Source organism: Corynebacterium sp. HMSC065D07 (assembly GCF_001810695.1).
Taxonomy (GTDB): Bacteria; Actinomycetota; Actinomycetes; order Mycobacteriales; family Mycobacteriaceae; genus Corynebacterium; species Corynebacterium hesseae.
The window spans coordinates 41,368-55,215 of the sequence record NZ_KV802452.1; the positions used below are offsets into that span (position 1 = coordinate 41,368).

General features: G+C 63.1%; 12 protein-coding genes. 4 read left to right on the forward strand and 8 right to left on the reverse strand.

Translation table 11 applies throughout. The annotated features are described in order from the left end of the window. Positions 1–22: 22 nt before the first annotated feature. The 3 genes from HMPREF2760_RS06875 to HMPREF2760_RS06885 form a co-directional block, all read right to left on the reverse strand. A complete protein-coding gene (locus HMPREF2760_RS06875; RefSeq protein WP_070562266.1) occupies positions 23–709 on the reverse strand; it encodes a DUF2334 domain-containing protein in 687 nt (228 codons plus the stop codon). Positions 710–815: 106 nt separating this feature from the next. After that, on the reverse strand, positions 816–2,924 hold the full coding sequence (locus tag HMPREF2760_RS06880; protein WP_070596927.1) for a S9 family peptidase: 2,109 nt from the start codon (positions 2,922–2,924) through the stop codon (positions 816–818). Between the two features lie 9 nt (positions 2,925–2,933). Then, on the reverse strand, positions 2,934–3,791 hold the full coding sequence (locus tag HMPREF2760_RS06885; RefSeq protein WP_070596928.1) for a phosphoribosylaminoimidazolesuccinocarboxamide synthase: 858 nt from the start codon (positions 3,789–3,791) through the stop codon (positions 2,934–2,936). A gap of 64 nt (positions 3,792–3,855) precedes the next feature. Here HMPREF2760_RS06885 and HMPREF2760_RS06890 point away from each other — a divergent pair, with 64 nt between their 5' ends. Together HMPREF2760_RS06890 and HMPREF2760_RS06895 are read left to right on the forward strand one after the other, a co-directional pair. Further along, entirely contained in the window at positions 3,856–4,662 is an 807-nt protein-coding gene (locus HMPREF2760_RS06890) for a serine/threonine protein kinase (protein WP_070596929.1), read from the forward strand. Then, on the forward strand, positions 4,662–5,930 hold the full coding sequence (locus HMPREF2760_RS06895; RefSeq protein ID WP_070596930.1) for a hypothetical protein: 1,269 nt from the start codon (positions 4,662–4,664) through the stop codon (positions 5,928–5,930). Before HMPREF2760_RS06890 ends, HMPREF2760_RS06895 begins: the two co-directional genes overlap by 1 nt. Positions 5,931–6,125: 195 nt before the next feature. Here HMPREF2760_RS06895 and purB read toward each other — a convergent pair whose 3' ends face one another. After that, on the reverse strand, positions 6,126–7,565 hold the full coding sequence (gene purB / locus HMPREF2760_RS06900) for an adenylosuccinate lyase (RefSeq protein ID WP_070596931.1): 1,440 nt from the start codon (positions 7,563–7,565) through the stop codon (positions 6,126–6,128). A 39-nt stretch (positions 7,566–7,604) separates the two neighbouring features. After that, the gene (purD, locus tag HMPREF2760_RS06905; protein ID WP_070596932.1) at positions 7,605–8,879 is read right to left on the reverse strand and encodes a phosphoribosylamine--glycine ligase; all 1,275 of its coding nucleotides are present in this window, start codon (positions 8,877–8,879) and stop codon (positions 7,605–7,607) included. A gap of 34 nt (positions 8,880–8,913) precedes the next feature. Between purD and HMPREF2760_RS06910 the strand changes: the two genes are divergently transcribed. Further along, positions 8,914–9,342 (forward strand): HIT family protein, encoded by a 429-nt coding sequence (locus HMPREF2760_RS06910; RefSeq protein ID WP_046649286.1) that lies wholly within the window; start codon positions 8,914–8,916, stop codon positions 9,340–9,342. A gap of 24 nt (positions 9,343–9,366) precedes the next feature. On the opposite strand, the gene HMPREF2760_RS06915 is transcribed toward HMPREF2760_RS06910, so the two are convergent. The 3 genes from HMPREF2760_RS06915 to HMPREF2760_RS06925 form a co-directional block, all read right to left on the reverse strand. Then, positions 9,367–10,818, reverse strand: a complete 1,452-nt coding sequence (locus HMPREF2760_RS06915; RefSeq protein WP_070596933.1) for a sensor histidine kinase — start codon at positions 10,816–10,818, stop codon at positions 9,367–9,369. Between the two features lie 11 nt (positions 10,819–10,829). After that, positions 10,830–11,534, reverse strand: coding sequence for a response regulator transcription factor (locus HMPREF2760_RS06920; RefSeq protein ID WP_046649284.1), 705 nt, complete (start codon positions 11,532–11,534; stop codon positions 10,830–10,832). A 132-nt stretch (positions 11,535–11,666) separates the two neighbouring features. Further along, a complete protein-coding gene (locus HMPREF2760_RS06925; RefSeq protein WP_070596934.1) occupies positions 11,667–12,440 on the reverse strand; it encodes a MerR family transcriptional regulator in 774 nt (257 codons plus the stop codon). Between the two features lie 80 nt (positions 12,441–12,520). Between HMPREF2760_RS06925 and HMPREF2760_RS06930 the strand changes: the two genes are divergently transcribed. After that, positions 12,521–13,810 (forward strand): MFS transporter, encoded by a 1,290-nt coding sequence (locus HMPREF2760_RS06930; protein ID WP_070596935.1) that lies wholly within the window; start codon positions 12,521–12,523, stop codon positions 13,808–13,810. Positions 13,811–13,848 lie beyond the last annotated feature (38 nt).

The following is a 13,848-nucleotide window of genomic DNA, read 5'->3' on the forward strand; positions in this document are numbered from 1 at the left end:
CAAAGAAAAAGAGGTTGGTGGGCTATTCGGCGTGCGTGAAAACGGAATAGTCGGCGGGTCGAGCACCAGCTGCCATGGCGCGCTCGGCGGCTTTGAGGAAATCAGCAACTACCTTGCGGTCATCGAGGTTGCGGCCAGAGATTGACAGGCGCACGGTGTTGCCGCGCTGTGCAGAGCGCTCTGCTGCGCGAATAATGTTGCGGCGCCACCACTTGGCCGAACCGAAGCCCTCACCAAATGACAAGTTGCGGGCTTGGTGGAGCTCGCCTGTGCGAAGGTCGTGGATGCCACGGGTGGAGGCGGCAAAGTCGAAATCAAACTCGGGAAGGACTTCTAGTGTTCCCTCCGACATTCGCCAGCGCGGTGGTGCAAAAATGGTCGGCTCAAAGCCGATCTTGGCCATCTGTCGCGTCGCGCCCTTTAGGCGCAGACGTGCCTCGTGCGCATCCAGGTTGGCGAACTCCGCACGGCGGCCCTGGACCGCTTGGTCAAAGCCATTGAGAATAAGCACGCGGCCCGATTCGGCCTGCTCGCGAAGCCAGGATTGCGTCGCTGTGTCTTTAGCTAGGTGCCAATTGCCGTCGATGTGCGGCGCCACCAGCAAAGAGACAGGAACGTCAGCTTTATCGAACTGCTTGAGCAGATCGGAGGCTTGGCTTCGGGTGTCATCAAAAATACTGGAAATCGAAACCAGAAGGTGGCCATGCATAAGGAAAATTATCGCACAGCCACCGCCCCGGCGCGCGCTGAGAGAGATTCGGCGCTCCCCCACATGGGCGGCGTGCGGCTGATTAGCCACACGCCGTAAGCGGTCCCTAGGCCGCGACACCCGTGGCCTGGTTGATCAACCACGCGTACTCAAAAGCCGCCTGCCGCCACTGGGCATAGCGCCCGGACACACCACCGTGGCCCGCGGCCATCTCCGTCTTGAGGAGGAACTCGCCGCCGGTGGCAACGTCACGCAGCTTGGCCACCCACTTCGCCGGCTCAACATACAGCACGCGGGTGTCATTGAGCGAGGTCAACGCCAGAATATTCGGATACTCCTGCGGAGCGATGTTCTCGTACGGCGCATAGGAGGCCATGTAGTCGTAGACCTCCGGATCGTGGTACGGGTCGCCCCATTCCTCCCACTCCACCACCGTGAGCGGCAGCTCCGGCATGAGAATCGAGGTCAGCGGATCCACAAAGGGCACGTTAGCCTCGATGGCCTTGAACCTATCCGGTGCCATATTCGCCACCGCGCCCATGAGCAGGCCACCGGCGGAACCGCCTTCAGCCACCAAGGTCTCCGGTGTAGTCACCCGGCGCGCGATGAGGTCATCCGCCACCGCAATGAAGTCCGTAAACGTGTTTTTCTTGGCCAGCATCTTGCCGTCGTCGTACCAGTTGCGGCCCATCTCGCCGCCACCGCGAACGTGCGCCATGGCAAAGATCATGCCGCGGTCCATGAGAGACAAACGGAAGACCGAGAAGTACGGGTCCATATTCGCCTCATAAGACCCGTAGCCATAAAGCAACGTCGGGTTCGGCTGCGTGCGGTCCAGGTCCGCGCGGTGCACGATGGACACCGGCACCTTCGTCCCATCGGGTGCTTCAGACCAGACGCGGTAGGCCACGTATTCGTCTTTGTCATAGCCGCCTGGTACTTCCTGTTCCTTGAGCAGCGTGTACTCACCGGTGGCCACGCGGTAATCAAAGAGCTGTGCGGGCTGGATAAAGGATGTGTAGCTCACGCGCAGCACCGGCGCATCCCACTCCGGGTTGCCGGCCACACCGACGGTATAGAGCTCTTCGTTGAAGTTGAGCTCGCTGAGGCGCGCCCAGCCTTCCCGCACATCCATAATCGCAGCCCGGCCGATGCCGCCCCGGCGGTAGGCCACAACGATGTGGTCGCGGTAGCAATCAACGCCCTGCAAGCGAACCTCATTATCGTGAGGCATGAGCACGGTGAGCTCACGCAAAGAGGGAAGTTCCTCACTGACCGGGCAATAGCCCAACTCAAAGTTCGGGCCGGTCGCGTTGTGCGTGACCACCCAATAGTCGGTACCGTCCACGACCGCGTGGTCGACGTCGTAGTCCACTCCGGACTCACGCGCCCACAAACAGCGGAACTCACCCTCCGGGTTGTCCTGCTCGAGCACCCAGGCTTCACTCGTCATCTTCGAACTCGACACGATCACGATGTACTTCTCGCTGCGGGTCGTACCCGGGCCAATGCCGAAACGTGAGTCTTCCTCGCGCATGACCACGACGTCCTCCGACTGCGGGGTTCCCACGCGATGGCGCCACACCGTATCCGGGCGCCACGCATCATCCACGGTGGTGTAGAAGATGAACTCCTCCCCCACCCACGTCGCACCATAGAAGATGCCTTCCAGACGATCCTCCAACAGCTCGCCTGAACGCAGGTCCTTGATGAAAAGCTCAAAGCGCTCATCGCCGGCCACGTCGACCGAATAGGCCAGCAAATCACCGGAATCGCTCACCGTGGACGCGCCCAGGGCGAAGAAGTCGTGGCCTTCGGCGAGCGCGTTGACGTCGAGAAGCACCTGCTCCCCTTCCGGCGCCCCCTCCTCCGGGATGGTCGGCGGAGTCCACGGATCGGAGCCTTCCGACACCGGGATGCGGCAGCTGTAGCCGTACTCCTGGCCCTCCTCGGTGCGCCCGTAGTACCAGTACTTACCGCGGCGCTGGGGCACGGACATGTCCGTCTGCTTGATGCGGGACTTGACCTCAGTGAAGATGTTCTCCGTCAAGGTGTCCAGGTGTGCGGTGCGCTCCTTGGTGTAGGCGTTTTCGGCCTCCAAGTATTCGCGGGTCTCCGGGGCGTCTTTCGCGCGCAGCCACTCGTAATTATCGATGAAGCTGCGGCCATGGAACTCACGGGTGACCGGGCGTTTCGCTGCGTGTGGTGCGTTCATTCAGCCTCCTTAAAAAGTGGTTCCGGACAGGCGTTCAAAAGCCTCAACATAACGCGCGCGGGTGGCCTGGACAACGTCATCCGGCAGGCGCGGCGGCGTGGACTCCTTGTCCCAGCCGGAGTCGGTGAGCCAATCGCGCACGTACTGCTTATCAAAGGAGGGCTGAACCTTGCCTTCCTCGTACGTATCGGCCGGCCAGTAGCGCGAGGAGTCTGGGGTGAGGACCTCATCGGCCAAGACCAAGGTGCCGTGCTTATCGACGCCAAACTCGAACTTCGTATCCGCCAAAATAATGCCCTTCTCCTCCGCCAACGCGGCTGCTGTGGCATAGATGCGCAGGGTCGCCTCGCGCAGCTCTTCGGCGCGCTCGCGGCCGAGCTTGTCCACAACGACGTCGAAGGAAACGTTCTCATCGTGGTCGCCCTGCTCCGCCTTGGTGGCCGGGGTAAAGATGGGCTCGGGCAGGCGGGAAGCTTCGGTCAGCCCCTCGGGCAACTCGACGCCGCACACGCTGCCGGATTCCTTGTACTCCTTCAGCCCGGAGCCGGTGAGATAGCCGCGGGCGACGCACTCGAAGGGCAGCATGTCGAGCTTCTGCACCACCATGGCGCGGCCGAGTACCTCTTCGGGGATGCGCTCATCATCGAGCGGGCCGGCGAGGTGGTTAGGGAAATCAATGACGTCGAAGAAGAACTTCGAGGTCGCTGTGAGCACGCGGCCCTTGTCCGGAATGGCGGGCTCAAGGGCGTGGTCATAGGCGGAAATACGGTCGGAGACGACCATGAGCAGGGTGTTGTCGTCGATTTCGTAGATATCGCGCACCTTGCCGGAGGCGATGTGGGTATAGGAAGAAAGTTCTGGACGCATGACATACATCCTAGACCCGTCTAGACTGCTTCAAGATACATCCCAATCCCGAGGAGCTAAGCCCGTGCACTCTCGCCTGACCTCCCTTTTAACCTCCGCTGCGCTAGTATGCGGCGCCCTCAGCGTGCCGGCGGCGCAGGCCGCCGATGTCTCGGCGCGCGAGTCCGCCCACGGCCAGTGGCTGTGTTCCATATCGGCGTCGGAGTCAGACCGCGCGCTGGCCCGCGACGTCCGAGCCGGGTACATTGCCACGATCAAGGCGACCTCGGAGCAGATTCAAGCGCAGTTCCCGAAGCTTGATTTCTCCGCGTACACCTCGCGCGACATCAGCAAGGCACCGGGTTATGCGGCGACGGTGGCCGCGCTGAGCAAGGCCGGCTACACGGGCGCGGATATGCTCATCATCATGGTCGGTGCGTCTGCGCCGGAAGAGCTCGTCGCAGACGAGTCGGTGTTGCTACCGGAGGACGCCGAGTACTCCATCAATGCAGCTGCGGCCCGGGCCGAGAAGGGCCCGGCTCCCCTGCTGTCGACGGGCAGCGACTTCAGCCCGAAGCTGCGCGCCGCCTTGGCGGAGAACCAGATGCAAGAAAAGGAAGCCGTCAACGCCTTCAACGCCGCCCAGTCGCAGTCCTTCGCGGAGTGTGTAGAGGAGCTGCGCGGGCGCGGCGCTCAGGAGGGCATCCAGCCGGTGCCCGAGCTGCCCATTCCGGGGCAGACGACGCAGCAGCAGACCTCGTCCACGGGCGCGGCGGTCCTCGGCGTCATGACGGTGCTCACCGTGCTGGTGATCGGCGGCTACCTCGCCTCCAACGGCGCCTCTTTCGGCGGCTTTGAGCTGCCGGTTCTGCGCCTCCCCGGGATGGCCTAATGGCTGAGAGCGACGCCGAGCTAACCGTCATTACCGGTGAGGAAGGCGCACTTGTTATCGGCCCCGAATCCGAGTTGAAACGGCTTTCCGACCAGGCGGAGCTCTCTCCCGTCACTCCCCAGCTCCTCCGCCGCGCGAGTCAGGTGCTCGCAGGTATCGAGGACTACCAGAAGGAATCTGGACGGTGGCTCAAGCTCGATACTGAGTCCGCTGCGTACCTCAAGCGCATGGGCATCAAGCCGGGGGATATCCGCGCCGGTGTAATCCGCACCAAGGATGTCGGCCGCGGCGTTGCTTCGCGCAATGGTGGAAGCCTGCTGAAGCACCTGCAGTTTGAGAAGGCCGGCCTGCTCACGCCGGCGGCTCCGATGGTGCTGGCGTCGATGATGCAGCAGGCGGGCGTCGAGAAGCAGATGGAGCAGATGCAGGCTTACCTGGAGCATATCGACGCCAAGCTCGATGAGGTGCTGCGCTTCCAGAAGGATTCGCTGGCTGGTGAGATTGATGGCGTCGCGGAGATGCTGGCGGAGGCCGCCCTCGTCCTCGAGGACACCGCTGAAGTGACCGATACGCAGTGGGCAACCATCGCCCACCTCACTGCGGACCTGGCTAAGCTGCAAGGCCAGGTACTGCGACACCTGCGGGCCGTGGCGGAGACGATGGCGAGGTCAAAGACTTCGCCCGGGAAGGTGCGCGCGACCTTCCAGAAGACTAACGACGACGCAGGCTCGTGGTTCTACGAGCTTGCCCGAACCGTGCAACTGCAGAACCAGATGTATGTGCTTCAGCTCAGCCGCGCCAATGCCGTGGAGGGCGAGGTGGCCAAAGACTACGCCGCGGCTGTTGCTCGGGCGCGGCAGAGGCGCGCCGCTCGTTTGCTGGAAGACCTCACCAGCATCGCCCACATTGCCCACGAGCTGGGCAGCTTCTCGACGCTGCGCAAAGCCATCGACTGGAACTCTCCCCGCGCCGTAGCGGAGGTCAACCACTTCTTTGCCCAACTGCGTGACTTCGCCGACGCTGCCAACCTTGCCGTCGAAGGAACCGAGGGCTTAGAGCCCGTCCGGCGCATCGATGCTTTCCGCGAGCTGACTGCCACCGGCACCAACATGGCCCGCGAAGCCGCTGGTGTTGCGCAGCAACGCACCTTAGAAGCCCGCGAAACCGTAACCAACCGCGCCCGGCAAGCCTGGGGTACAACCCGCAGCGCCATCGAGTCCGCAACGAAGGGCGCGGACAACGCGCCGGATAAAGCAGAACGTGACTAGATGGTCGTTTCGATCAAATAAGGGCCAGAAAATTCGATCTGGGCAACCTTATTTGATCGAAACGTACATGGACCGGGCCAACGAGGTACGTTTTCGTAAATAGCGCCCCGAAAACTCGCGTTTGAGAGGGATTGTCTGCGAAAACGTACCACGCCCGGTCGCCCCAGATCACTGGATGCCCCCTGGCCGCGTGGGCTAGAGGATCTCGCCCGGGGTGTAGGCGGCGGCCTGCGGGTGCTGATCAGCAATCGCCTTGATGCGGCCCAGAATCTGGCTCACCTGCGATTCGGCAGCGCCGATGAAAGCGTGCTTGTCCGACAGCGCGGCCTCGAGGGCGGCGGCATCGAGCGGCAGGCGCTCGTCGGCAGCCAGGCGCTCAATCAGATCCTGCTCCCCGCCATTCTCACGCATGTTGAGCGCCACGGCGACAGCATTTTCCTTGATGACCTCGTGCGCGGTCTCGCGGCCTACGCCCGCGCGCACCGCCGCCATGAGGATGCGGGTGGTGGCGAGGAACGGCAGGTAGCGCTCCAGCTCGCGGTCAATCATGGCCGGGAAAGCGCCGAACTCGTCGAGCACGGTGAGGAAGGTTTCAAACATGCCGTCGATAGCGAAGAAGGCGTCGGGCAGCGCCACGCGGCGTACCACCGAACAGAACACGTCGCCCTCGTTCCACTGCTGGCCGGACAGGTCCGCCACCATCGTCAGGTAGCCGCGCAGGATGACCTGGAAGCCACCGACGCGCTCGCAAGAGCGGGCATTCATCTTGTGCGGCATCGCGGAGGAACCAACCTGGCCCTCCTTGAAGCCTTCCGTCACGGTTTCGTTGCCAGCCATGAGGCGAATGGTCGTTGCCAGCGAGGAAGGCCCAGCGCCCAGCTCCACCAGCGCGGAAACAGCATCAAAGTCGAGGGAGCGCGGGTAGACCTGGCCCACCGAGTTGAAGACTCGGGAGAATCCCAGGTGATCCGCAATGCGGGTCTCCAACGCGGCGAGCTTGTCTTCGGATCCGCCCATGAGGTCGAGCATGTCCTGCGAGGTGCCCATCGGACCCTTGATGCCGCGCAGCGGATAGCGGCTCAGCAGCGATTCCACGCGCTCGATGCCCAGCAGGAGCTCGTCGGCAGCGGAGGCGAAACGCTTGCCCAGGGTCGTGGCCTGGGCAGCGACGTTGTGGGAACGACCCGCCATGACCAGCGTCTGATACTGCGCCGCGCGCTCACCAATGCGCGAGACCACCGCGATGGCCTTATCGCGCACCAGCTCCAAAGAACGCAGAATCTGCAGCTGCTCCACGTTCTCCGTCAGGTCACGCGAGGTCATGCCCTTGTGGATGTGCTCGCAGCCGGCTAGGGCGTTGAACTCCTCGATGCGCGCCTTGACGTCGTGGCGCGTAACGCGCTCACGCTCCGCGATGGAGGCGAGGTTGACGTTCTCAACCTGCGCCTCGTAAGCGGCGATAGCCGAGGCAGGGATGTCGACGCCAAGATCCTTCTGCGCCGTCATCACCGCAATCCACAGCTGGCGCTCCAGGATGATCTTGTGTTCCGGGGACCAGATTTCAGCCATCTCTGGGGAGGCGTATCGAGCGGACAGGACGTTGGAAATGTTCTTCTTTTCAGCCACGTCGCTCATTATTCCACGCCGCACCCCAAAGGAGGCATTATCAGGGGATTAGATGCTAATCTGACCCTTCTCCGCCGGCAGTGCAATGTCCGTGCGGAAGAAGCCGCCTTCCAGCTCGATGCCGCCGAGAACCTCGTAGGCGGCTGCGCGGGCATCAGCGAGGGTGGCACCACGGCCGAGAACGTTGAGGACGCGACCACCGTTGGAGACGTAGCCTCCCTCCCCCGTGGTGGTACCGGCGTGCAGAACCCGGGTGGGATCATCAAGATCCGGCGAGGCAATCGGATCGCCCTTGCGCGGCGAAGCCGGGTAGCCCTCGGCGGCCAGCACCACGGTGACGGCATAGCCGTCTTCCCACTCCAGCGGCGCCAGCTCCGCTAGCTGTCCGGTAGCGGTGGCATTCAGGACCTCTCCGAGCGGAGACTTCAGCAAAGCGAGCACCGCCTGCGTTTCCGGGTCACCGAAGCGGGCATTGAATTCCACCACGGCTGGGCCTTCCTTGCCCCACGCCAGGCCGGCGTACAGCAAGCCAGAGTACGGGGTGCCACGCTTGACCATTTCCTTAGCCACGGGGACGCAGACTTCGTCGACGATGCGCTGGACGCCGTCGGCAGGCAGCCACGGCAGCGGGGTGTAGGCGCCCATGCCGCCGGTGTTGGGGCCCTCATCGTTGTCGTAGGCGCGCTTGTGGTCCTGCGCTGGGAGCAGCGGGACGACGGTCTCGCCGTCCACCAAGCAGAACAGGGAGACCTCCGGGCCGTCGAGGAAGGACTCGAGCAGCACCGGGTTGCCCACGGCGTGAACCGCATCAACGTGCGCGCGGGCCGCGTCGCGGGACTCGGTCACCACGACGCCCTTGCCGCCGGCCAAGCCGTCGTCCTTAACCACGAAGTGCGGGCCGAAACGATCGAGGGCGGCCTCGATGTCCTCATCGCTGGTGCCGGGGGCGAGCTGCTCCGCGCGGGCGGTGCGCACGCCGGCGGCCGCCATCACGTCCTTAGCAAAGGCCTTGGAACCTTCGATCTGTGCCGCGCTTGCCGACGGCCCGAAGACCGCGATGCCGCGCTCACGCAGTGCATCCGCCACGCCTTTCACCAGCGGCACCTCCGGTCCAATGACGACGAGGTCCGCTGCGATGTCCACTGCCAGCTCCGTCATGCGTGCAGGATCGTCCACCTGGGAATACTCCGGGTGGACGGTGGCCTGCATCTTATGCGCCGGGGAACCGGGGGCAATGTGCAGATCGGTAACAGAAGGGTCAGCTTTCAGGCCGGTGAGCAGGGCGTGTTCGCGGCCGCCCGAGCCGATAACGAGAATGCGCATGCCGTCTATCTTAACTGGCGGTAGCCTAGGGGCCATGTCTTCCGTATTTACAAAGATCATCGAGGGCGAGCTGCCTGCTCGCTTTGTGTACCGCGACGAGAAGTGCGTGGCGTTTTTGTCCATCGAGCCGCTGCGTTATGGCCACACCTTGGTGGTGCCGGTCGAAGAGGTCGATAAGTGGACTGACCTCGATTCAGAAACCTGGGCACACCTCAACGAGATCGCTCTAGAGATCGGTGGCGCCATCAAGACGGCCTTCGACACCCCACGCACCGGCTACATCATCGCTGGCTTCGACGTTCCCCATACCCACATCCACCTCTTCCCCACCGAGAAGATGGAAGACTACGACTTCGCCAAGGCCTTCGCTGCCGACGCCACCGACCCCGCCGCCATGGACGAGGCCGCCGCGCGCATCCGCCAGCACCTCGGCACGGACGAGGATGGCCGCCGCGACAGCTAAGAGCTGACTGCTACCTTTCGGCAGCTAGGCACTAGCTGCCGCCTTGGGCAGGCAGATAGTGAAGACCGCTCCGCTGCCCAGCTCCGAATCCACGGAGATTGAACCGCCGTGCTGCTCGACGAGTGATTTCACGATGGCCAAGCCCAAACCCGAGCCACCCGTATCGCGGGTGCGCGAGGTGTCTGCACGGTAGAAGCGCTCAAAGATATGGGCCGCGTCTTCGGGGGAGATGCCCTTGCCGTCATCGGCAACGTCGATAAGCACGTGCTCCTCGTCGTCGCGCAAGGTCAGCGTCACCGACGCCTCCTCGCCGCCGTGGCGGATACCGTTGGACACCAGGTTAAGCAATACCTGGTGTAGGCGATCCGGGTCTCCGTTGACCATTGGAATCCCGGAGGCCTCGTTGTTGACGTTGATGGTGCGGCCCGCAAAAGCCGCCCGCGCCGAGGAACCCACTGACAGCACAAGTTCCAGCATGTCAACCTCGCGCATGTCCAGGCGTGAGCCCTCCGCGCGCGTCAGGGCCAGCAGATCCTCCACGAGCAACGACATCCGCTTAGACTCGGCATCGATCTTGCTGAAGACAAACTCCGCGTCCTGGGTAGCCCCCGAGCGGTACAGCTCCGTGTAGCCGCGCAGGCTGGTCAGCGGCGTGCGCAGCTCGTGGGAGGCATCGCCGACGAAGCGGCGCATTTGCTGTTCTTTTTCCTGCGCATCGACAACGGAATTCTGCAGCTGCCCCAGCATGACGTTGAGCGCTCCGGCCAGCTGCCCCACTTCAGTGTGCAGCGGCCACTCCGGCACGCGCTTGTCCAAATTGCCCGCTGCGATTTGCGAAGCCGTCTTCTCGACCACCCGCAGCGGCCGCAGCGCCCGGTGGATCAGCCACATGCCCACCACCGCGATGATCAGCATGACCAAGGCCGCGATGATCACCTGGACAATCGCCAACCCCTTCAGGATGGAGTTCTCCGTCGTCATGTCTTTGGCGACGACCACCACGGAACCATCCCGTTGGAGCTTGGCCACGGCCCGCCATTCGGTCTCGCCCTGAATCGAGCGCACGGTGGTGGGTTCCCCGCCGACGATCACGTTGCGCGCATCGGGCAACGCGGCCATCGGCCGCGTGGTCACCACGGAACCATCGGGATAGTACGCCAGCGCCACATAGTCCGTCGGGGGTCGGCGGCTTCCGTCCTGCGGCATATAAAAGGACTCGTCAAGGTTGCTGGCCCAGGAACTATGGGCGTCGTTAAGCTCGGTGTCCACTCGGGTGTAGAGCACGTTACGCATGATCGACGACACCGCCAGGGAGGACATGGCCAGGCCAAGTCCCGAGACCAGCACCATGAGGACAAGTAGCCACGTGCGCAGGGGCAGCGCTTTCGGGCGCTGCATACGCCGGCGCGGGGCTTTATCCCGCACCAGCGTCACCCCGGATTGTGGGGCCTGAATATTCGCGGTGGGTTCGCTCATAGTGGATGAGCCTACGAGCGCGGCATGCGCAGCACGTAACCGACACCGCGGACGGTGTGAATAAGCGGGGTATCGCCGGTATCAATTTTGCGGCGTAGGTAAGAAATATAAGACTCCACCACGTTGCCGTCGCCGCCGAAGTCGTAGTGCCAGACATTATCCAGGATCTTAGACTTGGACAGCACGACCTCGCGGTTCTGCATGAGGTAGCGCAGCAGGTTGAACTCAGTGGGCGAAAGCTCCACGATCTCCCCTGCCTTGGTGACCTCGTGGGTGTCATCGTTGAGGGTGAGGTCGGCATAGGTCATGGTGGCGTCGCCGTCCTGGTCATCCACCGCGTTACCGCGGCGCAGAATCACGCGCAGGCGGGTGATGACCTCTTCCAGGCTGAAGGGCTTGGTGACGTAATCATCCGCGCCAATGGTCAAGCCATGGATGCGCTGGTCCACGCTGTCCTTGGCGGTCAGGTAGAGCACGGGGCCGTCGAGGCCCTCCGCGCGCAGCTTGCCCAGCAACTCAAAACCATCCATGCCCGGCATCATGACGTCCATGATGTAAGCGTCTGGATTGATCTCACGCGCGATGCGCAGGGCCTCGTTGCCGGAGTTGGCGCTGTGTACGTCGAAACCTTGAAACTTTAGGGAGACGGTGAGCAACTCAACGATATTGGGCTCGTCATCGACGACAAGTACCTTGACGTCCTTCGAATCATCCATGGTCCCGCTTTGGTCCTTTCTCCGCTTCTCTTAACGCCTGGTGGCGCCAGGGATATCTCATTCAAGGTGAGAAGTATTGCACTCTGGCTTCCAAGGGTACTGAGCGGAGTCTGTACGTGCGCTGTGAACCGACTAGTCCCAGGCGAGATTGTCCAGATCCACCCCTTCCGCCTGGGCTTGCGCCTCAATCAGCTGGCGTAAATAGTCGGCGTTACCGCGGTAGGTCTCGTTAAACCGCGGGTCCTCGCAATACATGCGCGCCAGGATCACCTGCTTGGACCTCGACACCGGGTACCACTGGGCGATGAGGGCGCGGTGCTTGTCGACGATCTCCTTCGCCTCCTCGCCGCCCGGTTCAAGTCCTGCGTCCGCGGCCTCCTCTAGCTCGGACGCAAAGTTCTCATGGTCCACGGAGAATCCCTCCCAGTCCTTCTTCCCCATCGATTCCACGACGGCCGCACTGGCCGCCCATTCTTTGCTGTCGCCCCACTTCTCGTGGGCTTCTTCCTGCAGTTGGGGCCATGCGTCACCCAGGTTCCGCACTTTTTGGCTGGGGCTTAGGTTCTTATCCATTTCAGTCTCCTCAATTGGTCTTTCCACTGCGTACAACATGGCGTCGACGTCGGCTCGCCGCTTCTGCAAGGCCTCGTGTTGGGCGCGGAGGCGGGCCAGGGTGGCTGCGGAAGGGGCGTCGAGAAGCACTGCGATGTCTTTCAGCTCAATCCCGACGCTGCGATAAATCAGGATGTCCATCCCGCGTTGCACGTCATCTTCGGTGTAGAGGCGGTGATCGCCCCCGGTGCGCCACTGGGGGCTAAGCAGGCCGATGTCATCCCAGTGCCGCAGGGTGCGGGTGGTGACTTTCAAAATGCCGGCCACATCGCCGATGCTGTAGTCGTTACGCATGTCGTTGAGCCTAAAAGTTGACGTCGCGTTAAGTGCAACTCCATCCACTCGGCAGGTGTTTTTGCCTACGATAATGAAGCATGACGCACGCCTCGAAACGCACTGACCGCCTCACCGTGGCTGCTTGGGCCCTGTGGGATTGGGGTTCGGCCGCCTTCAACGCAGTGCTCGTGACGTTTATTTTCTCGGTCTATCTCACCGATTCGGTGGGACAGCAGATTGACTCGCAGTTCACCCCGGCGCAGTGGCTGTCGTGGTCCATGACGGTGGCGGGCCTGGTGATCTTTGCGGTGACCCCCGTGATGGGGAAGCGCTCGGACCGGTTGGGCACGCGGCGGCGCGCGCTGGGTTTCTGGTCGCTGCTGACCTTCCTGGTCATGGCCAGCCTGTTCTTCATCCGCAACGACGCGCCAGTGTATTTCTGGCTCGGCCTCATCGGCCTAGCGGTAGGTTCGGTGACCATCCAATTCGCGGAGGTCAACTACTTTGCCCAACTCAACCAGGTGGCCACCGAGGACAAAGTGGGCCGGGTATCTGGTCTGGGCTGGTCGGCAGGCTATTTCGGTGGCATCGTGCTGCTGCTCATCTGCTACTTCGGCTTCGTCTCCGGCGAGGGCGGCGGCCTAGGACTATCCACGGAGGGCGGCTGGAATATTCGACTCGTGGCGCTGCTTTCGGCGGCGTGGTTTGGACTGTCTGCCATCCCCGTGTTGCTGCGCGTGCCGGAGATTGCCCCGTCGGGTGAAGCGGCGGGCGGTGTGGCGGAGTCTTACCGCGAGCTGTGGCGGACGGTGCACACGCTGTGGCGGGAGGACCGCAATGCCTTTGCCTTCCTCTTCGCTTCTGCCATCTTCCGCGATGGCCTGTCCGCGGTGTTTAGCTTCGGCGCCGTGCTGGGCGTATCCGTCTATGGACTTTCGCCTGGCGACGTCCTCATCTTCGGTGTTGCCGCCAACGTTGCGGCCGCGCTGGGCGCGGTGGCGGGCGGGCTTATCGACGACCACGTGGGGCCCAAAGCCATCATTCTCACCTGCCTGGCCATCTTGACGCTCATGGCCGGCATCATGTTCGTGGCGCAGGGGCCGACGGCCTTCTGGATCTGCGGGCTCATCCTGTGTCTCTGCGTCGGACCGGCCCAGGCCTCCGCCCGCGGCTTCTTGGCGCGTGTGGCCCCGCCGGGGCGCGAAGGCGAGATGTTTGGCCTCTACGCCACGACCGGGCGGGCCGTGGCGTGGTTGACGCCCTTCCTCTTCGGTGTCTTCGTCTCACTGTTGGGCCAGGGCGACCGGGGAGGCGTGCTCGCCATCGGGCTAGTCTTGCTCGTTGGCGCGCTGGTCCTCATCCCAGTCAAAGACCCCGCGAAGGCATAACGCTTTCGCGGGGTGGAACCGCAGGGTGTAGGTCCCTT